The organism is Kitasatospora sp. NPDC096140 (assembly GCF_040303045.1).
Lineage (GTDB): Bacteria > Actinomycetota > Actinomycetes > Streptomycetales > Streptomycetaceae > Kitasatospora.
In genome coordinates this window covers 110,000-128,289 of the sequence record NZ_JBEOUW010000012.1, presented here as the reverse complement: position 1 = coordinate 128,289, position 18,290 = coordinate 110,000, and the positions used below count along the sequence as shown (strand labels likewise).

Here is an 18,290-nt window from a genome sequence, read left to right as displayed (position 1 = left end):
GCGGACTACCGCCCCGCCACCAACTCCCGCTCCACCGGCGTCCGGAACCGCGGCGTCACCCGCACCTCCCCCAACCAGCCCGCCAACCGCTCCGCCTCCGCCGCGACCGCCCGCTCCGCCTCAACCCCGACATCCCGGAACAACCGCCACACCAGCTCACCGTCCGCCCGCTGCGCCCAGCCGCCCACCACCTCGCCGCACCACCACACCGTCGGCCCGGCGTTCCCCGCCCGGTCGAACAGCGACGGCACGTCCTCCGGCCGCAGGTACCAGTCCCGCCCCCGCCAACCCATCACCGCCGGGTCCAGCGCGGGCAACAGCGCCGCCCACGGCTCCGGCTCCGCCACCGGAGCGTCATCGCCCGGCAGCACCAGCCCGGCCGCACCGCCCGCCAGCTCCACGTCCCGCGCACCGACGTCCGCCAGCGCCTTGCGGACGTCCCCCAACGTCCAGCCCGTCCACCACTTCACGTCCTCGACCGTCGCCGGACCGTACGCCGCCAGCCAGCGGCGCACCACCTCCGCCTTCGCCTCCCGCACCGCCACGTCCGGCCACTGCGGCACCAGCGCCCACGGATAGCTGCTGCTCAACCACGAACCGTGCGGACGGCAGCGGCGCACGTGCCCGTCCGAGGCCAGCAACCGCAGCAGCCGGCTGCCCACGCTCTGCTTCGCCTCGTACGCCTTGCCCGCCGACATCAGCATCGTCTCGCGCAACTGCGGCACGTCCTCGCCGAGTTCCTTCGTCGTCGCCTCACCCCGCGCCGCGAGCGCGGCCAGCACCTCGCGCTCCGTCACCGCCAGCCGCGCCTCGTCCCAGCCCTCCGCGTGGTCCCGCAGGTGCTTCAGCAGCGTCGCCCGCTCCTTCGCCGCGATCGCCCGCGCCGCCGCCGAACTCACGTACGGGGCGAAGCCCTCCGTCACCGCGAAGATCGTCCGCCGCATCGACAGCAGCTTCACCAGCGAGACGTCCTCGTACAGCGCCCGGTCCACCTCTGCCGCCGAAGGCTCGACCAACCGCGCGCACGCCGACAGGTACACCGTGGCCGCGTCCGTCGCGTGCAACCCGACCACCGCGTCGGCCACGTCCTCCACCCGCGCCACCCGCACCGAGGGCGCCAACAACTGCCGCCGGCCCAACCGGGCCCGACGCTCCCCGTCACCCATCACCGGCACACGCCTCGTCATGCCGGGACCCTAACGCCTCCCACCGACACAACCGGTCCGGCGCTCCCGGCCGCCGGCTCCGCGAACCCCGCGAGCAACGGCGCCGTCCGCCCGTGCCACCCACGCCGGACAGACCCGGTGAGTCACGGCCGGTCGGCCGAAGCCCGTCGCACCGGGACGGCGGGCGCCCAGCGGGCCGGCCGGAACCGGTCGCGCAGCCGCCGACCGGTCACGGGTGGAGACCGATCACAGGTACAGCCCGATCACAGGTACAGCCCGGTCGAACCCTCGGTGTCACCGAACCGCGCGGCCGCGACCGCGTGCAGGTCGCGCTCGCGCAGCAGCACGTAGGTCGCGCCGCGGACCTCGACCTCCAGCTTGTCCTCGGGGTCGTACAGCACCCGGTCACCCGGCTCCACCGCGCGCACGCTCTGGCCCACCGCGACCGCCTCGGCCCAGGTGCAGCGCTTGGACAGCTCCGCGGTCGCCTAGACTTCTAAAAGATTCGCTGCGTTGAAGGGGAACAGCAATGGCAGCAAAGTCTTTGACGCGTCGCCAGACACTCCGGGCCATCATCTACATCCGGGTCTCGACCGCACGCGAGGACATGATCAGTCCGGAGCTCCAGGAGCACACCTGCCGAAAGTTCGCGATCGGCGAGGGCATGAACGTGATCGACGTGGTCCCCGATCTTGACCTCTCGGGCGGGGACTTCGCGAAGCGCCGTATCGGCGAGATCATCGCGCGGATCGCCTCCGGCGAAGCCGATGTGGTGCTGGTCTACCGATGGGACCGCTTCGGCCGGAACCTCGAACAGTCGTTGATCAACCTGAGCACCCTCGAAGGCGTCGGGGGCACCGCGAAGTCAGCGACAGAAAACTTCGACACCAAAACGGCGGCCGGCCGCTTCGCCCGGAACAACATGCTCGGGTTGGCCGACCTCCAGCGGGAGCAGATCGGCGAAGGATGGCAACGCACCCTCGCTCGCCGTCTTCGCAACGGCCTGCCGCACAACGGGCACCCCCGATTCGGCTACCGGCTGTGCGCCACGTGCAAGCCGCCGAAGCCCCGAGCCGCCAACGGCCACCGCCGAGCGCGGGAGGACATCGAGACGTGCGACGACTGTCGCTCAGGAATCCAGATCCCGGACCCGGAGTACGGCCCTGCCCTGACCGACGCGTACGAGCGCTACGTGAGCGGCATGAGCCTGGGCAAGATCTGCGATGAGATGCGAGAGCAGGGGCTGACCACGTACGCCGGTCACGCCATGGAGATCCACCGCCTGCAAGGGATCATGGACACCGGGTTCGCCGCCGGGTACATCCGGGTTCGCTCGGAGTCCAGCAGCTACCAGGAAGAGCCGCCGGAGTCAGCCCTTGAGCCGACAGGCGTCGGCAAGCTCGACCGGTTCGTCTTCGTCCAAGGAGCGCACGACGCGATCATCTCCCAGGAGACGTGGGAGAAGTACCTGGAGAAACGGCAGGCTGGCCGCCACAGCAAGCGCGACGGCAAGGCGAAGTATCCCGCAAGCGGTCTCGTCTTCTGTGGCGACTGCAAGCATCCCGCGCCGATGCGAGCAGGCCTCTCGGGCGGGAGTCGTCAGCCCGTGTGGCGCTGCCAGGGCATCCAACTCCGGAGCTGCAACCATTCGAACGCCCACCGGGAGACGCTCGACGCAGTGATCTTCGCATGGATCAACGAACGGGCATCTGGCGAAGAGACCGCCCGAGCAACTGCACAGGCTGCCGTGGACGCCGCCCGCGAGGAACCCGATGAGTCGTGGCGATGGGAAGCCGAGATCCAAAAGCTCAAGAAGCAGCGAAAGAACCTGATCCGGATGGCGGCTTCCGAGGACATCACCCGTGAGGACTTCCTCGAACAGCGCGACGACGTCGATACCGAACTCGCCAAGGCGGAGGCCCAGCTTGCGCGCTGTGGCCGAGTGAAGGCCAATCCCAGGCCACCGCGCGAGGTGTTCGAGGGGCTTGCCCAAGAGTGGCCCACCATGGCCGACCACCTCAAGCAAACCGCTCTGCGAAGCGTAGTCGGAAAGATCATCGTGCAGCGCGGGCCCCTTCGTGATCCGCACCGCTACACGATCATCCCTCGCTGGGAGATGACCGAGGCAGCCTAGACAGCCTCGGAGGGGCCGAGTTCAGGATCTTCGCCATCTCGAATCTCAGCCCATTCCCGCAGGTAGCGTTCGGCCGCAGCTCTGCCTACAACCTTCCAGAACTCAGCCCAGCACTCTTCCTCAGTGGGAGGACTGTCGACCATCACTCCCCCTCCCCTGACGAGAGCTCTCCATGGTGTGAACGCGCGATCTCCCGGTTGATGGCGAGGTCTTCGGCGATCCCGGCGGCGATGAGGGCTTCGGCTGGGGTATGTCCGGTGCCAGCGAAGCGCCAGGCCCCTTTGGTGATGGTCTCGCTGTCCCAGTCGGTATACAGGCCGCGGGCGTGGTCGGCGCGGGCGGCTCTGAGCTGTCCGTAGGTGGTGGAGTAGGCGCGTGTCTTGGTGAGGCAGTGGCCTCGGTAGCCGAGCATGTGTGCCCAGGCGCGTAGGCGGAGGTGGTGCAGTTCGGGCAGGCCGCCGAGGCGCCAGGCGGTGGCGATGAGGGCCCGGACGTGTGGGGTGACGTGCAGGGCCCGTATCTCCGCGGGGGACTCGATGCGGCGGTCGACGGCGCCGGCGGCTTCCACGCTCTTGCTCGTGTACTTGGCGACGTAGGCGGCGACGGCGTCGTCCGTGATCCGTCCGCCATCCCCGTTAATCAGCGGGTGGGCGTCGAGCTGTGTGCCGAAGCCGAGCAGTCCGCCGCTGTAGGCCGGTGAGTCCGGGCACGGTAGGGCTACGGCGGCGGCCGCCGAGTGGACGGTTTCCAGGAGGAGGTTCGCTGTCGCCCAGGGCGGAGGCGCCGAGGTGGGGCCGTCCGGGCCGTCGAAGCGGATGACGGCGTGGAAGTGGACGGCGCCGCGCTTCTGGTACTCGGCGACCTTGGCGGCGGAGACCCGGACCAGGCTGCGTACCTCCGACCTGCCGAAGCCTGCCCGAGCGGCGACGTGGTGGTACAGGTTGTCACGGAAGGCCTTCCACAGCACCGGGGCCATGGCGTTCCACATGACGTGCCCCGGGTAGTCGTAGCAGTCGGCGCAGAGCGGTTGCCCGATGAGCGGGTCCGTGTCCGGGTGGGTTCGGCCGCAGCCGTGCCAGCCGCCATGTTCGCAGCGTCGCCGTCGGATGGGGTGGCACTTCTCGCCTCGGTGGACCGGGCCGAAGGAGGGGGCGGTGAGGGTGAGGAACAGCCGCGGATGCGCCCGTACTGTGCCCGGAACTCCCTTGCCGCCGATGAGACCGGAGCGGACCAGGTGGAAGGTGTCGCCGCTGTGTTCGCGGGAGCAGGGCGCGCAGCGGGTGGCCCGGCGGTTGCGGCAGCGGACCGCGAGTCGGCCGCCGGGTTCGGTCGCGGTTGAGTAGTGGCGCAGGACTTCGCCGGTGGCGGCGTCGAGGGTGGTGCTGTACCCGGTGAGGTAGATCGGTTCGGCGCATCCGCCGGTGGCGCGGAGCTGATCGATCCACCGGTGCAGCTCCGGCATCTCGCCGAGGCGTACCAGGTCGCGGTCAGTGAGAGGCAGTTGGCGCAGCCGCGCCTCCCGGTCGAGGAGGGCGCGGCGTGCGGTGGGGTCGGTGTGCGGGTTGGTGTGGGTCATGGTGGGTGTCTCCAGGGCCAGGGGTTGCCGGGCCCCGGCCGGGCCACGTGGGTGACGGCTCGGCCGGGGGTGGCGTGGGGGCTGGTGGAGCGGGGCCGGCGGCCGGAGGTGGGGCCGTCGGCGTGGGTTGGGTTGGCTGGCACGGTGATCACGTCTTTCAGGTGGTGTGGGTGAAGCCCTGGACGATCCAGGTCACGGCGGAGACGACGGGGTCGGCCCAGCCGATGCGATCGAGGTAGATGCCGAGGACGCCGATGAGCACGACGTGCCAGATCTTGAGTTCGCCGGAGCGGACCAGGAGGTAGGTCACGACGGCCAGGAAGAGGATGAGGATGCCGACCGTCACTGGTAGACCCCTTCGGTCGGCTCGTCCGCGTGCAGGAGGCCGGGCCAGGTCGGGGCCAGCCGGGCGTGCTTCCTGGCGGCGCGCCGGGCCTGTTCGGGGGTGACGTGGATTGAGCGGGCCCGGACCCACCGGCCGTCGGTGTCGGCCGTGATGGCGACGCCCTGTTCGGCGAGGGTGATCCGCTGGGCGGCTTCGAGCGCTTCCTTGCTGAGGTCGCCGAGCGCCATCTCCGCTGTCCCCGCGTCACTCACCCGGTGGCAGACCCGGCCGGCCAGCTGTGCCCGGAGCGCGGTCACTCCCGGGCCAAGGTCGGAACCAACCCGCTGCCCGGCGATGATCAGGTGGACGCCGAGGGCGGCGCCGAGTTGGCCGAGCCGCAGCAGGTTCGTGGCGATCTCCCCGACCTGCGCCTTGTCGTCCCGGGTGGCGACGAGGTACAGCTCCGCAACCTCGTCCACGATCACGACGATCGGCATCTTGCGGAGCTTGGCCGGCAGGTCCCAGATCGAGCGGGCCCCGACCGAGCGGCACAGCTCCATCCGCGCTTCGGTCTCGGCCACCAGCTCCGCGAGCAGGTGGGCGGCTTCGGCCCGGGTCGAGGCCAGTGCGGAGAGCCGGTCCTCGAACAGGGACAGCTCCATACCGCCTTTGAGGTCGATCCCGAACAGGGCCACGCGCTGCGGCGCGAGTTCCTTCATCAGGGCGGCGACCAGCGTGGACTTGCCGGAGCGGGTCGCGCCGACGATCAGCCAGTGCGGTGCCCGCCGCAGGTCGATCGTCCAGGCCCGGCCGTCTTCCAGTAGCCCGACCACCGACCGCAACAGCCGCGCCTTCAGCCGGTACGGCACCACGGGAGTGATCAGCGGATCCCAGGCGAGCGCCGAGAGCGTGACGAACCCGCGCTCGTCCGAGACCAGCCGTACCGCGTGCACCCGCCAGGCATGGGTGAGCGCGTCGAGGGCTTCGGCGAAGTGCTCGGGCACCTGCCCGGGGTGGAGGCGAACCCTCACATCGAGGCCGCCACGCCGGTACTTCGCCACGCCCAGTCGAGGGGGCGTCGGCCGCAACGGATCCCCGCGGACCATCAAGTCCCCCACTCGGGCCCGCCCCGGGCGCTTGGCCACCGCCAGACCGAGGTTCGTGGTCAGGCGCCGCCACGTCACCCGGACGCGGATCACCGTGGCCGGGTAGCCGAGCAGGTACCACCACACGTAGGGGTGGGCTCGCCGCAGCCCCGGCGCGACGCTTAGCGCCAGGAGCACCGAGGCCAGCAGGACCACCCACAGCAGTTGGAGCACGATCACGGGAGCCTCCCGTTCTCCACCGCGGTGTTGTGCGCCTCGGTCTCCAGGTCACGGGCTTGACCAGCGGCCTTGGTGGCGACGAGGGCGATGTGGTCGAACAGCGGGGCGCCGCTGTCGTCGGGGGCGAACGGGTCGACCTCTTCGGCCAGGTCGCCGAGTTCGCGCAGCAGGCCGCGCAGCTTCACGCGCGTCGCGCTGCTCATCAGGCGTCGCCGCCCTTGCGGGAGACCGCGGGGGCGGGGACGGGGGTGATGGCGTCGGCGCGGAAGGACAGGCCGTGCCGGTCCCCCATCGCCCACGAGAAGGCCGTCAGGCCAGTGACGTGCACCCGCACGCCTTCCACCACCCCGGCCGGTTCGCCGGACACGCTGATCTCGATGATCGAGGCCCGCCGGCCGTCCTGCCGGACCGCGACGCCGACCGTGTAGACGGTCTGCCCCTCCCGGTCCTTCCTCACCTCTCCGGTCTCCCGGTTCGCCACCCGCGCTTCGGGGGCGACGATGCAGGTCATCGTGCCCAGCCTGGTTCCGTCAACGGGAATGGACTGCATGAGCGCACGCTCCTAGGACACCAAGGCCGCCTGACGTCAGTCGTCAAACGTACTTACCTTTGGTCAGTCGATGATGCTCCTCCTTGACGCCTCAGCGCAAGCAATTCATGCTTACGTTTAACGGCTACTGACTGACGACAGACCCACAAAGGCCGCCCGAACTGGGCAGACATCACCGACGAAGCACCCGACCACGACACGGCACACGCGAAGCGGGCCCCCCGGCGCCCGCACCAAGGGGTCAACACGATGGCGATCATCCGGAACGAGGCACTGCACAAGCAGGTGGCGGCGGCGATGCGAGAGTCCATCGCTGCCGGCGAGTGGCCGCCCGGCACGCAGCTGCCCACGGAGACCGACCTCGCCCAGAAGTACGGCGTCTCTCGACCAACCGTCAGGCTCGCCGTCGCCGCCCTGCGCAGCGAGGGCCAGTTGGACGTGAAGCAGGGCCGCGGCACGTTCGTCCGCACCGCCGTGCACGGCCCCTCCAGCATTTTGGACCGCACCATCGCCACGGAGGCAAACGGCTACTCAACGCCCCTCGACGCATGGTTCGAGCAGAGCGAAGAGCCCACGGTCTACCGCACCCGCACCGATGCCATCACCGCGCCGCTCCTGGAGATGGAGCAGGAGGAACTGATGCTCGGCTGCGACCGTCTCATCGCAGACCCCGCTGGGGAGGGCCGTGCCCTCCATCGCCTCCTGCTCCCCATGGAACGCATCGAGGCCACCCAGCTCGCCCAACAGCCCGCGGTTACACCGACCGAGGCCTACACAACGCTGGCCGCCGCCGGCCACGACCTCGTCTGGCACGACCGAGTCAGCGCCCGAGTCCCCCAGCCCGACGAGCGCGAAGCCCTCCACCTCTCCGAAGCCGCGGTGCTCCTAGTCGTTCACCGCACCACCCACGACCAGACCACAAGCCTCCCCCTCATCCTCGAAGAGACCCGCCTCGGCGCCGAAACAGCCGCCCTCACCTACGCCATCGAAGCCACCAAACCCAAGCGCACCGCCCGGCCCGCCAAGGCCACCCGCTAACCACCCCGAAAACGCCTCAGCCCCCACGTCCACACCGGGCAAGGGGGCTGTCGCAACTCTTCTTCACTTACTCAAGGGCGCCCACAGCGCGCCAGCGCGCGGCCCAGCCGCTCGCCGCCGCTCCTGTCTGCGCCCCGCTTCGGCGGCGGCCGGCCGCGCACGTCGAACGTGCGGCCGGGAGGGTAGCCGAGGTTAGAGCCCGTCGTGGCTGGGGTCGGGCGGCTCCACGGTTTTACCCACCTCCCAGGCTCGGGACCCGAGTCGAGCAAGAACGGGGGGCCACTCGGCCAAATTGCGGACAGGCCCAGAAGCCCTGACCGAGTCGCAGCAGCTTACGGCCCCCCGATCATGCTCGACCCCAAACCAGGCAGGACACCGGCCAAAACCGCTCCTCCACCCGAGTTGGCGAGCTCGCCTTCCCGCCAGCTGGATCGCTACACAATTCGCCGGGACGCAGCAGCGAGTGCCTCTGACACTTGGCGGCGCCTCGGTTTAGAAGGCCGGGGCACCTCACACTGAATCAGCGCATGGGCGATTCCCGCTGGCGGATCGTCAGGCTGAGGGTCATCGATGACACCAGCGCCACATGAGCGCGGCACCAATGCCGCAAAGCCAAATACCATCTGGGTTGACTTACGGAGGATGCTGTCTGGCTTCAGCCCCTCTGCCTCCAGTGTCGAACTCCTGTGGACAGATATTCCGTCATCATCCCACTGAAAAGCGGTTCGAGTCGGCTTCAACTCTCCGCTGATCAGATCTGGAGCCAAAAAATCTGGAACATCGGGAACTCTGCGATATATGGTCTCGTCGTCGGGAATGGACGAGTCATCCCAGGCCAAATCTCCCCCTCAGTCGAGGCCGCTACGAAAAGAGGGTTCGCCAGGTTGGATTTTCGGCCCAGACCCGCCCAGAAAGAACCTCAAGAAGTCTCTTTGTCTTGGCGAGAGAGGTACTTGAGTTCAAGTATTCGTCGATCCGCGTGATCCCGTCACTGCCAGCTGCAAACCCATATGGCGGATCATCAGGGCTGAATTCAACCTCGATCCGCTCGCGGCCGGCTCGCCACTCGGCAAGGACTCCCCCGTCGTCCGTTGGAGTCAAGAACGGGAAAACGCTTCGGGAGGTTGTCAGGTGATCTAGCACGCGATAGGCCTGGTGGGTGACGGCTTGGGCGACAGCCCTGCCGCTGCCTCCATCCCAGCCCTCAGGAAGCGTGCGCAGCTGCTGGAGCTTCGCGCTGATATAGGTTTGAAGGTCAAGTTTGCTTGGGTGCGAGGCGGCGGCCCTGAGGTCGTCGCTGGCTTCCCGGCGCGACTGTTCGCTCCGGATGACCCAGATTCCTTCGCGCTCCGGACGAAGACCGCGAGGTGCGAAGTCGTGGCCGCTTCGGTCGCGCGCATAGGGTGGTGCATACACCCACGACTTCATTGCCCCTCTCCCCACTCGCGGCGCATCTTTTCTGATGTCACATCGCGAAATGCAGTCACGAGAACATCGTGTGCGGAAGCGAGCAACTCGTTGTGATTGGCACTCTCAGAGATGTCGGCTTCGGCACTGAGAGTGAGTGACGAGCTGCTCGGAATCTCCGATTCGTCAGTGTCGCCCACAATGGAATCAACGCCAACAAGGACGGAAATTAGCGGATTCTCTTCAGACTCGCAATAGTGGACTCTGAATCCACAGTAGTCGGGATTCCTGAAGGGGAATCGCGATTCCTCCTTCCAGCCTGAAAGAATTCCGGCCATTGCCCCGTGAGCGGGGATTCCGGCGAGATGGTTGACATATTCAACGTCAACTCGCATGGGCTTAACGGAAATCCCTGATGATTCTTTTACGAGAGTTTCGAACCTGGAGAACTTGTCACAGATCTCCGTCATCAGCGCTTCGAATCCGGGGTACTTGTTCCCTGCATCCTCAAAGCTCCACGAAAGGGCGAATCGGTCATGCTGAAACATGATCTTTCGCCCTCCTCCGCTGGTGGAGAAGGAGCAGAGGGGCATGGGCCACGAGCGGCCGGATCGAACGAACTGTACGGAATCGCTCCCGTCTGGGCCCCAGGGCGAAAGCGGTGCTACTTCCTCTAGGATGGGATACTCGTTCTGCCATTCGACGCGAAGCGGAGCAAGATCCAGTGTTTGCAGCTTTGCCAGCGGCTGGATCAATATACTTAGCGTGACCTCCCGCACGGGCGGCAGGTTGAAGCGCAGCGTGTCACCCATCTCGGCACCCCTCCTTAAACTGTAGCGATTGTCCCAGTCCTGAGAACAGGGTTTGCCTGAGGCCGCTTCGTCCAGTCTAGAACCCCACCCCCGTTTGCCCCTGTTTGCCCGCCTTGGTTCACTGGTCTGGGCTATGAAGATGCGAATCTGTGACATCGCCTGCGCGGAGGTGTTCGCAAGTGATGTGCCACGACAACCTGGCTTGGACTCGCGAGTACGGTTGATGGACACGACCCCAGAAACGTTACGTGGGGCCGAGGGGATGCCGCTCGCTGCACGGTAGGCGGCTCGTGCCACAGGCGTGCCAGATCGGGCGGTACGTGGCGGTCAGTCGTGGGCGCCGGCGGTGCGAGGGCCGGGGAACCAGCAGGGTGGCTGACCCGCAGGTCACGCAGGGTGGCGGACGGCCGCTCTTGCAAAGCAGGAGTGACACAGCCTGTTTCTCCGCCCTTCATCGTTGGGCACCGATCCGGGACAAACGACCAGAGCGGGCGGGGTGGCTTGCACTGTCGCTGTCACGTCGCGTCGCCGCGGACGTTGGCTGCCAAGCAGAGCAGTTCCTTGAGGCTCATCCACCCCTCCAAGACGCCCTCAAGCCGGACCATCGCGCCGCCCTGAGAGTCAGTGTCGGCGATCGCCCGCAGTTGCGAACGATCCACGCCGCACGCTGCCAGCAACGTGTTCACCTCGTCCGCCGTCCGTCTCGCCGTCCGCCAGCCCGCGGCGTAGTCCACTCCTGGCAGCCACACCCATGAGTCCGGGTCGAGGCTCGCCGCCAACTCCGCACCGAAGTCGTCGTCCTCGTCCAACTGCGCTTCAACTCCCCTGGTCAACAACCGAACCAGCCATCCGTGCACGGACATGCCGAGGTGCCCGATACCATCGGCATCGGGTTCCGACCCACCGGACCACCCCTGTTCCCGCCAAGGTCGCGGGGTGGTCCGGTACATCTTCAGTTGTCCCTGATCAAGTCAGGTGCGGTCTCACGCGAGCCCTTCCTCGTCGCGTCCGAAGATCCGCCGGAACAGCTCCGCCTCACTCAGTCCGAGCAGCGGATCATCAACTCCTGTCTTCTCCCGCCAGATCCGGTGCATCAGCCCCAACCGCACGCCGTCTGCGAATCCAGGTTCAGCGCACCACGCCACCACCAGGCGATGCGCGGCCCGCCGCCCCGGCGAGATCGCCCGCACCAGCGGCGAGAACTGCCCGCGCAGTAGCCACCAGGTCAAGGCCCGGTCACGCCAGGCCCGCAGCCGCCGGATCACGAGGACTCCCCAGGGCCAGCCGGGTACACCTTGACCATGTGCGGCGTCAGACCCAGGAAGGCCAGCGACCGCACCTCCCCGTACATCGCCAGGCGATGCCCGATCGTCTCCACCTCCGACGGCCCGAACAGCTCATCGAAGTAATCCCGCTGCTCCGAACTGAGCGGCAGCGCCCGCAACGCGTCCAGGAGCGCGGCCAACGCGTCCGGCAACTTGGAGAACTGTGCGGGCTCTGTGACTCCCCGAACTTCCACCACCACTGGGAATGGGTACGGTGCGGTTCCCGTCGAGCCCCCACCTCCGCCGGCCAGGACCCGGCCCGCCGCTGACTCTCCGTGCTCTCGAAGCGTCATCACTTCGCCGACACCTCCCCCGGGCGGCGCGGGTGGTGCGCGTGCACGGCCGCCACCCGGTTGCCGAGCCGGATCCACCGAATCCCCGACTTGGCCAGGCCCGAACCGCAGTACTCGCACCGCCGCCCGGCCAGGGGCCACTTGACCCAACCCATAGCTCACTCCCCCCGAGCCGCAGGCAGACAGTTCAGCGCCTGCGCAAGGCGAAGCGCGGTGGGGGCCGGGACCCGGCCGAGGTCCACGAGCGCCGCGCCCGTGCAGGCGGGCCAGTCAGAACGGAGCGAGGGGAGCGTAATTCCGAGACGCTCCGTGGCGTCGCGCAGCCGATTTGCGGCCTCGTCTGCTTCGCGGAGGCTGTCTGCCATGTGTGTCTGCTCAGTCGATCCCATGCTTCGAGGATCGCTGCGCGCGTGGGACCTCGGAACTTCGGACAACCGACACATGGGGACGTCCCTTCGCGGTACAACGTCCCTTGGAGGGTTCGTGTCGGCCAAGGGAGTTGAGACATGACCAACGAGCGGCTTCGGGCTGCCATGGCGTCAGGCGGGTGGACCTGTGCCACCCTGGCCGACCGGGTGGGCGTGGACACCAAGTCCGTGGAACGGTGGGTGAATCAGGGCCGTACGCCGAGAAGAGACACGGCGATGAAGGCCGCGGAAGCCCTCGGGGAAGACGCCTTCGTCCTGTGGCCGGGTTTACGGCAGTCGGGCCGAGCCCGCTCCGCCAGCCCGGAGTTGGTCGCGCTGTACGAGCAGCGAGCAGACCTGCCGGTCTCCGCGATCACGGATGTGTTCCGGCAGGCCCATCACCGGATCGACGTGCTGGTGTACGCGGCGGTCTTCATTCACGAGGCGTACCCGCGTCTCAACGAGATGCTCAGGGACCGGGCCCAGCAGGGCTGCACCATCCGCGTCGCGCTCGGTGACCCGGACAGCCCTAACGTTCGCCAACGCGGCGAGGAGGAACGCTTCGGCCACGGCATCGAATCGCGTTGCCGCCTTGCCCTCATGCACTACCGGCCCCTGCTCGGCGTGCCGGGGATCGAGATCCGTCAGCACGGGACCACGCTCTACAACTCCCTCTACCGGGCGGATGATGAGCTGCTGGTCAACGCCCACGTCTGGGGAGCCAACGCCTTCGCCGCCCCGGTCTGGCACATCCGGCGCAACGGCAGCGGGGGCATGTTCGACACGTACGCTGAGAGCTTCGATGCCGTCTGGGAGACGGCCCGGCCGGTCGAGGAGCAATGAACGTGGCCCGCACCGAGTACTACAACGACCCCCAGGCGCCGAAGCCGAATTCTCTGGTCGTCGCCGCCAGCGCGGTCGTCGTCGACGAGGCCGGCCGGATCCTCCTCCAGCGCCGACGTGACAGTGGGAACTACGCACTGCCCGGCGGTGTGATGGATCTCGGCGAGTCCCTGCCACAGACAGCTGTCAGAGAAGTCCGCGAGGAGACCGGGCTGGACGTTGAGATCACCGGCCTGGTCGGCACCTACACCGACCCCGGCCACGTGATCGCCTACACCGATGGCGAAGTCCGCCAGCAGTTCAACGTCTGCTTCACCGCCCGCGCGGTCGGCGGATCACTGGCGATCTCGGACGAGTCCACCGACCTCCGCTTCGTCGCGCCCACCCAGTTGGACACGCTCCCCATCCACCACACCCAGCGGCTCCGGCTGACCCACTTCCTTGAGCACCGGGAGCGCCCCTACCTGGGATGACTCCGCAAGCAGCCAACGTATGTTGAAAAGCAGCTTGCGACCTCACCGTGGACGGCGGCACCCTGCTCGCCTGACCACCCGCGGCCGACCGGTCACGCCCCCGGCCCGAACCGGTCCACCACCGTCCAACCCGGGCCGAGCTCCCGGCGCACCGCGTCCAGGGCAGCCCGGGCCCGGGCGTTGAACCGGTCCCTCTCGTCCTGCGACCAGGGCGACAGGCCGCCCGGGTCGTCCCAGTCGATCACGGACTGGAACCACTCCGACAGCTCGTCCAGCTCGGCCGCCAGCGCGGCACTGATCGGCAACCGGTCCAGCTCGGCCGGGTAGCCGTACGGGCTTTCCACGTCATCCGGCCACAGCGCCGTGCCGACGACCCCCGCCTCGAAGAAGTACCGCAGACGCTCCATGGTCAGAGGTACAGCCCGGTCGAGCCCTCCGTATCACCGAAACGCATCGCCGCCACCGCGTGCAGGTCACGCTCACGCAGGAGCACGTACGTGGCACCCCGGACCTCGACCTCCAGCTTGTCCTCCGGGTCGTACAGGACGCGGTCACCAGGCTCCACCGAGCGCACGCTCTGGCCGACCGCGACAGCTTCCGCCCACGTGCACCTTTTACTTAGCTCCGCGGTCGCCGGGATCAGGATGCCGCCGGTCGAGCGGCGCTCGCCCTCGGCTCCCTCGATGCGCACCAGCACGCGGTCGTGCAGCATCCGGATCGGCAGCTTCTCGCCCAGCCGGTCGTGCCGGGCGGCCTCGTGCCGGTGGTCGGAGTGGGTCTCGTCGTTCGTGCTCACGATCCCGAAGGTACCGCCCCTGGGCGCGGAGCGTGACGCTGGCCCGGCACACGGAAGGCCGGGCGCGCACCGCGCCCGGCCTCCACCCGCGTTCCGCGGTCCGCGTCAGCCCTTGCGGCGCTTGCGCGACGAGGCCACCAGCAGCACCAGGCCCACCCCGACCAGCGCCGCCGGAACGATCCGCTCCCGGCGCGGCTGGCCCTTCTCGTCCACGAACTGCGCCTTGACCTTGTCCACCATGCCGCTGGCGGCCACGTACGCCCGGCCGGCCCGCTCCTCGACGGCGGCCGCCGCCTTGGCCTTGACCTGCGCGGAGATCGTGCTCGGGTGAACGCGCACGGCCAGCTCGTCCAGGGTCGTCGCCAGCCGGTCGCGGGCGCTCGCGATGTCTGCCTCGATCTGGGCGGTCGTCCGCGCCGACTTGTCCTGCGTGCTCGCCTCGCCCACTCGGGCCACCCCATTCACTTGCCGATGTCGATCCGTGCGATCGGTTGCGCTCTGTGCGACTGACCCAGTGTGTCAGCTGCCGCGCACGGTCGCGCGGCCCCACCCACCATCGGGGGTAAGTTTGCCGTGGTACGACCGCCCGCCCCAGCAGCACGCACCAGGAGAGTCCACCCATGACTGAGCGTCTCCAGCCCGGCGACACCGCGCCCGCCTTCAGCCTGTCTGACGCCGACGGCAACCAGGTCTCCCTCGCCGACCACGCGGGCCGCAAGGTCGTCGTCTACTTCTACCCCAAGGCGCTCACGCCGGGATGCACCAAGCAGGCCTGCGACTTCACCGACAACCTGGAGGTCTTCGCGGGCGCCGGCTACGACGTCATCGGCATCTCGCCGGACCAGCCGGAGAAGCTCGGCAAGTTCCGCGAGACCGAGAACCTCAAGGTCACCCTGCTCTCCGACCCGGACAACAAGGTCCTGGAGGCGTACGGCGCCTACGGCGAGAAGCAGAACTACGGCCGCACCTACCAGGGCGTGATCCGCTCCACGGTCATCGTCGACGAGCAGGGCAAGGTCGAGCGCGCGCTCTACAACGTCAAGGCCACCGGCCACGTCGCCAAGCTGCTGCGCGACCTCAAGATCGAGGCCTGAAGCGGCCGGCCGGGAACGCCCGGCAGGCCCGGAACGCAGCGGTGGCGGCACACCCCCCGACCGGGCGCACCGCCACCGCCGTCCCTCACCTCGGCGGACCGCTGTCGGCTCAGCAGGTCCCGAGGTCGCTCCAGACTCCCCACGCACCGCTCGCCGCGGGGTCGTCGCCCTTGGTCCACCACTTGTTCTGGTAGTAGTGGCCCTTCCAGGACACCTTGGTGGGCGTCGCGTAGGTGGTGCCCGCGTCCCAGCCCGGCGCACCCGCGCAACCTGCCGGCGGCGTCGTCGGCGGGGTGGTGGGAGGCGTGGTGGGCGGGGTGGTCGGCGGCGTCGTGGGCGGCGTCGTCGGCGGGGTCGTGCCGCCGTCCGTCGCACCGCGGGTCAGGTCACCCTTGATCCCGTACAGCGTGCCGCCCACGTTGACCGTCCAGTTCGACGGCGTGGACACCGGCAGGTAGTAGACGAAGTCCATGTCCACCGACGCGCCCGGCGCGAGCGACTGCCAGCCCGGCAGCTTGACCGACACCCGGTTGTAGGTGCCCTTCAGCCCGCCCACGTTGCCCGGGCCCGGGTTGTCCTGCCTGATCACCTGCAGCCCGAAGCCGGACTGGTCCTTGGCGTTGCCCGGGGCCGAGTTGCCGTAGTCGAACTGGAACTCGGTGCCGCCCGGCAGGGTCAGCGTCGAGTTGTTGACGATGTGCAGCTTCGGATTGATCGGGTAGTTCGAGTCGCCCAGCGCGAAGTTGGTGAACGACACGTCGACCGGCAGGGTCTGCTGCGGCAGCGCGACCGTCGAACGGGTCGCACCGTACGGGGCCGCCGACTTGAACTTGTCGTACATCAGCGACGTCAGCGTCGAACCGGGCACGTACTCGCCCTTGCCGCCGTTCGCGGTGGCGTCCCACCGGTAGTCGCCCGCGAGCTCCCAGATCATCGCGCCGCCCGCGCCCTGGTTGACGATGTAGTCCGCCTTGGCGCCCACCGACTGCTCGTCCTCGGTGGAGAGGAACACCTTCTTGGTGTCGTTCCACAGCCACGGCGCCACCAGCGAGGAGCTGTAGTTGCGGGCGTAGGTGCCCTGCAGCGCGGTGTCCGTCACGCCGTACTTGGCGAGGTAGTCGGGCAGGATGCCCTTCTCCAGGTTCTTGGCGTGCCACATCGGGTTCGACCCGGCCGGGGACTCCTTGCCCGCGTCGTCCTTGTCGTTCCAGATGTTGTCGATGCCGACCGCGCCGTCGCCGCACGAGGTCAGACCGGAGCCGACCGGGCAGGTGGTCGCGGACGCCGTGCCCCAGAGGCCGTTGGTGCCGCCCTGGACGTTCTTGAAACCGCGGGTGTAGTACGGCAGGCCGACGTTGATCCGCCCGCCGGGCATCGCCCCGCGGAAGTAGTGGTACGACCAGTCGGCGTTCAGGTAGCCGATCCCGCCGTACTGCCCGGTGCCGTAGACGTTGGCCGCCGCCAGCTCGCCGTCCTTGCCGTCGTCGAACAGCGAGGCGTTCGGCCCGACGTACTTGTTCCAGGCTCCGTGCAGGTCGTACGACATGATGTTGACGTAGTCCAGGTACTGCGCCACCTGGAACGTCTCCATGCCGCGCAGCAGATAGCCGGACGACGGCGCCGCGACCGACAGCAGGTAGTGCTTCCCGTCCGCGGCACCGGCCTTGTCCAGGCTCTCCCGCAGCGTCTTCATCAGCGCCGCGTAGCCCTTGGCGAGCGAACCGCGCTTGGAGTTGGCGAGCTGCCAGTCCAGCGGGTTGCCGGCGTCCTTCATCGAGGTCGGGTACTCGTAGTCGACGTCGACGCCGTTGAAGCCGTACTTGCGAATGAAGTCGACGGACGACGCGGCGAAGGTGTCGATGCCCGCCTGGTTGACGCTGCCGTCCGGGTTGACGGTCATCGAGTAGAAACCGCCGGAGTCCACCCGCTTGCCGTCGTCCCCGAAGTAGCCGCCCGTCTCGGTCCAACCGCCCACCGAGATCAGGGTCTTGACGTTCGGGTACTGCTTCTTGAACTTCGTCAGCAGGTTGAAGTGGCCCTTGTACGGCAGTGTCGGGTCCAGCTCGGCACCGGGCACGCCCGGGAAGGAGATCCCGGTGGCCTCGTTCGTCGGGCCGTCCGTGCCGACCGACAGCTTGTTGTCGCCGCCGACGTGCCCGAAGGCGTAGTTGAGGTGGGTGACCTTGTCCCAGGGGACGTCGCTCACCAGGTACGGCTGGTCGCCGTTCTTGCCGGTGCGCCAACCGGTGAAGTACCCGATGATGCGGCGCTGGTGGTCCGCACCCATCTTCTCGCGCCCGCCGGTGTCGTAGACGGAGCAGTACGGGACGTCCACCCCGGGGGTCCGGTACAGCCCGTCCGGCCGACAGGCCGCGTTGTCGACGGCCGCCGACGCCTGCGAGGGCGCCGCACCCAGCGTCGCCATCAGCAGCCCGGCCAGGGACGCCGCGGCCAAGGAGGCCACGCCCGCCCGGCGCACCGGACTCTTGTGACGGCGGGTGGCGGCGGTGGGACGCCGCTCCGCCGTGCTTCGGATCAACACTCGGTCCTCCAGGAGAGAGTGTCGGCGCGTGCCTGTGGGGGAGCACGCACGTGGGGGATTGCAATTGGCGCAGAAGCTATGTGGTCTGAACCACATAGGTCAATAGGTCTGTACCAATTGGTAATCAGCAGTCAAACATCACAGGTCGGAGCCCCCGACAACCGGTCAGCCGATGGCCGAAACC

Annotated in this window: 21 protein-coding genes and 1 pseudogene; 5 read left to right on the top strand and 17 right to left on the bottom strand. The window is 68.3% G+C overall.

Features of this window, described 5'->3' with window-relative positions:
• Positions 1-5 precede the first annotated feature (5 nt).
• Both ABT048_RS15265 and ABT048_RS15260 read right to left on the bottom strand, forming a co-directional pair.
• On the bottom strand, positions 6-1,187 hold the full coding sequence (locus ABT048_RS15265) for a winged helix DNA-binding domain-containing protein (protein WP_350521837.1): 1,182 nt from the start codon (positions 1,185-1,187) through the stop codon (positions 6-8).
• A 242-nt stretch (positions 1,188-1,429) separates the two neighbouring features.
• Positions 1,430-1,654 (bottom strand): annotated as a pseudogene (locus ABT048_RS15260) (co-chaperone GroES); the annotation flags it as partial.
• A gap of 41 nt (positions 1,655-1,695) precedes the next feature.
• On the opposite strand from ABT048_RS15260, the gene ABT048_RS15255 reads away from it, so the two are divergent.
• On the top strand, positions 1,696-3,300 hold the full coding sequence (locus ABT048_RS15255; RefSeq protein ID WP_350521836.1) for a recombinase family protein: 1,605 nt from the start codon (positions 1,696-1,698) through the stop codon (positions 3,298-3,300).
• A gap of 142 nt (positions 3,301-3,442) precedes the next feature.
• Here ABT048_RS15255 and ABT048_RS15250 read toward each other — a convergent pair whose 3' ends face one another.
• From ABT048_RS15250 to ABT048_RS15230, 5 genes are all read right to left on the bottom strand, one after another.
• On the bottom strand, positions 3,443-4,876 hold the full coding sequence (locus tag ABT048_RS15250) for a replication initiator (protein ID WP_350521835.1): 1,434 nt from the start codon (positions 4,874-4,876) through the stop codon (positions 3,443-3,445).
• Between the two features lie 157 nt (positions 4,877-5,033).
• Entirely contained in the window at positions 5,034-5,222 is a 189-nt protein-coding gene (locus ABT048_RS15245; RefSeq protein WP_350521834.1) for a hypothetical protein, read from the bottom strand.
• Complete coding sequence (locus tag ABT048_RS15240; protein WP_350521833.1) at positions 5,219-6,526, bottom strand: FtsK/SpoIIIE domain-containing protein; 1,308 nt, start codon at positions 6,524-6,526, stop codon at positions 5,219-5,221. Before ABT048_RS15240 ends, ABT048_RS15245 begins: the two co-directional genes overlap by 4 nt.
• The gene (locus tag ABT048_RS15235; RefSeq protein WP_350521832.1) at positions 6,523-6,729 is read right to left on the bottom strand and encodes a hypothetical protein; all 207 of its coding nucleotides are present in this window, start codon (positions 6,727-6,729) and stop codon (positions 6,523-6,525) included. Before ABT048_RS15235 ends, ABT048_RS15240 begins: the two co-directional genes overlap by 4 nt.
• Positions 6,729-7,076 (bottom strand): SCO3933 family regulatory protein, encoded by a 348-nt coding sequence (locus ABT048_RS15230; RefSeq protein ID WP_350521831.1) that lies wholly within the window; start codon positions 7,074-7,076, stop codon positions 6,729-6,731. Before ABT048_RS15230 ends, ABT048_RS15235 begins: the two co-directional genes overlap by 1 nt.
• 249 nt (positions 7,077-7,325) lie before the next feature.
• On the opposite strand from ABT048_RS15230, the gene ABT048_RS15225 reads away from it, so the two are divergent.
• Positions 7,326-8,114, top strand: a complete 789-nt coding sequence (locus tag ABT048_RS15225; protein WP_350521830.1) for a GntR family transcriptional regulator — start codon at positions 7,326-7,328, stop codon at positions 8,112-8,114.
• Between the two features lie 861 nt (positions 8,115-8,975).
• On the opposite strand, the gene ABT048_RS15220 is transcribed toward ABT048_RS15225, so the two are convergent.
• The 6 genes from ABT048_RS15220 to ABT048_RS15195 form a co-directional block, all read right to left on the bottom strand.
• Positions 8,976-9,542: a hypothetical protein gene (locus tag ABT048_RS15220; protein WP_350521829.1), complete on the bottom strand. Its 567-nt coding sequence runs from the start codon at positions 9,540-9,542 to the stop codon at positions 8,976-8,978.
• Entirely contained in the window at positions 9,539-10,333 is a 795-nt protein-coding gene (locus ABT048_RS15215) for a TIGR04255 family protein (protein ID WP_350521828.1), read from the bottom strand. Before ABT048_RS15215 ends, ABT048_RS15220 begins: the two co-directional genes overlap by 4 nt.
• Positions 10,334-10,848: 515 nt before the next feature.
• Positions 10,849-11,142, bottom strand: coding sequence for a hypothetical protein (locus tag ABT048_RS15210; RefSeq protein ID WP_350521827.1), 294 nt, complete (start codon positions 11,140-11,142; stop codon positions 10,849-10,851).
• Positions 11,143-11,316: 174 nt separating this feature from the next.
• Positions 11,317-11,598, bottom strand: coding sequence for a hypothetical protein (locus ABT048_RS15205; RefSeq protein WP_350521826.1), 282 nt, complete (start codon positions 11,596-11,598; stop codon positions 11,317-11,319).
• Positions 11,595-11,858: a hypothetical protein gene (locus ABT048_RS15200; RefSeq protein ID WP_350521825.1), complete on the bottom strand. Its 264-nt coding sequence runs from the start codon at positions 11,856-11,858 to the stop codon at positions 11,595-11,597. The genes ABT048_RS15205 and ABT048_RS15200 overlap by 4 nt, the downstream gene beginning before the upstream one ends.
• Positions 11,859-11,950: 92 nt before the next feature.
• Positions 11,951-12,106 (bottom strand): hypothetical protein, encoded by a 156-nt coding sequence (locus ABT048_RS15195; RefSeq protein WP_350521824.1) that lies wholly within the window; start codon positions 12,104-12,106, stop codon positions 11,951-11,953.
• Positions 12,107-12,457: 351 nt separating this feature from the next.
• Here ABT048_RS15195 and ABT048_RS15190 point away from each other — a divergent pair, with 351 nt between their 5' ends.
• A complete protein-coding gene (locus ABT048_RS15190; RefSeq protein ID WP_350521823.1) occupies positions 12,458-13,201 on the top strand; it encodes a DUF5919 domain-containing protein in 744 nt (247 codons plus the stop codon).
• Positions 13,202-13,203: 2 nt separating this feature from the next.
• On the top strand, positions 13,204-13,674 hold the full coding sequence (locus tag ABT048_RS15185; protein ID WP_350521822.1) for an NUDIX domain-containing protein: 471 nt from the start codon (positions 13,204-13,206) through the stop codon (positions 13,672-13,674).
• A gap of 92 nt (positions 13,675-13,766) precedes the next feature.
• Here the strand turns inward: ABT048_RS15185 and ABT048_RS15180 are convergent, their stop codons facing one another.
• From ABT048_RS15180 to ABT048_RS15170, 3 genes are all read right to left on the bottom strand, one after another.
• Positions 13,767-14,081, bottom strand: a complete 315-nt coding sequence (locus tag ABT048_RS15180; RefSeq protein ID WP_350521821.1) for an immunity protein CdiI family protein — start codon at positions 14,079-14,081, stop codon at positions 13,767-13,769.
• 2 nt (positions 14,082-14,083) lie between these two features.
• Positions 14,084-14,386 carry a GroES family chaperonin gene (locus ABT048_RS15175; protein WP_350521918.1) on the bottom strand — a complete coding sequence of 101 codons (303 nt, stop codon included), beginning with the start codon at positions 14,384-14,386 and terminating at the stop codon, positions 14,084-14,086.
• A 189-nt stretch (positions 14,387-14,575) separates the two neighbouring features.
• Positions 14,576-14,917: a DUF3618 domain-containing protein gene (locus tag ABT048_RS15170; RefSeq protein ID WP_350521820.1), complete on the bottom strand. Its 342-nt coding sequence runs from the start codon at positions 14,915-14,917 to the stop codon at positions 14,576-14,578.
• 173 nt (positions 14,918-15,090) lie between these two features.
• Here ABT048_RS15170 and bcp point away from each other — a divergent pair, with 173 nt between their 5' ends.
• The gene (bcp, locus tag ABT048_RS15165; RefSeq protein WP_350521819.1) at positions 15,091-15,564 is read left to right on the top strand and encodes a thioredoxin-dependent thiol peroxidase; all 474 of its coding nucleotides are present in this window, start codon (positions 15,091-15,093) and stop codon (positions 15,562-15,564) included.
• A 109-nt stretch (positions 15,565-15,673) separates the two neighbouring features.
• Here bcp and ABT048_RS15160 read toward each other — a convergent pair whose 3' ends face one another.
• Positions 15,674-18,106, bottom strand: coding sequence for a chitinase C-terminal domain-containing protein (locus ABT048_RS15160; RefSeq protein ID WP_502894012.1), 2,433 nt, complete (start codon positions 18,104-18,106; stop codon positions 15,674-15,676).
• Between the last annotated feature and the right edge of the window lie 184 nt (positions 18,107-18,290).

Coding starts and splice junctions, on each gene's coding strand:
- ABT048_RS15265 (WP_350521837.1), bottom strand. CDS start 1,187: ATGACGAGGCGTGTGCCGGTGATGGGTGACGGGGAGCGTCGGGCCCGG.
- ABT048_RS15255 (WP_350521836.1), top strand. CDS start 1,696: ATGGCAGCAAAGTCTTTGACGCGTCGCCAGACACTCCGGGCCATCATC.
- ABT048_RS15250 (WP_350521835.1), bottom strand. CDS start 4,876: ATGACCCACACCAACCCGCACACCGACCCCACCGCACGCCGCGCCCTC.
- ABT048_RS15235 (WP_350521832.1), bottom strand. CDS start 6,729: ATGAGCAGCGCGACGCGCGTGAAGCTGCGCGGCCTGCTGCGCGAACTC.
- ABT048_RS15230 (WP_350521831.1), bottom strand. CDS start 7,076: ATGCAGTCCATTCCCGTTGACGGAACCAGGCTGGGCACGATGACCTGC.
- ABT048_RS15225 (WP_350521830.1), top strand. CDS start 7,326: ATGGCGATCATCCGGAACGAGGCACTGCACAAGCAGGTGGCGGCGGCG.
- ABT048_RS15220 (WP_350521829.1), bottom strand. CDS start 9,542: ATGAAGTCGTGGGTGTATGCACCACCCTATGCGCGCGACCGAAGCGGC.
- ABT048_RS15215 (WP_350521828.1), bottom strand. CDS start 10,333: ATGGGTGACACGCTGCGCTTCAACCTGCCGCCCGTGCGGGAGGTCACG.
- ABT048_RS15195 (WP_350521824.1), bottom strand. CDS start 12,106: ATGGGTTGGGTCAAGTGGCCCCTGGCCGGGCGGCGGTGCGAGTACTGC.
- ABT048_RS15190 (WP_350521823.1), top strand. CDS start 12,458: ATGACCAACGAGCGGCTTCGGGCTGCCATGGCGTCAGGCGGGTGGACC.
- ABT048_RS15180 (WP_350521821.1), bottom strand. CDS start 14,081: ATGGAGCGTCTGCGGTACTTCTTCGAGGCGGGGGTCGTCGGCACGGCG.
- ABT048_RS15175 (WP_350521918.1), bottom strand. CDS start 14,386: ATGCTGCACGACCGCGTGCTGGTGCGCATCGAGGGAGCCGAGGGCGAG.
- bcp (WP_350521819.1), top strand. CDS start 15,091: ATGACTGAGCGTCTCCAGCCCGGCGACACCGCGCCCGCCTTCAGCCTG.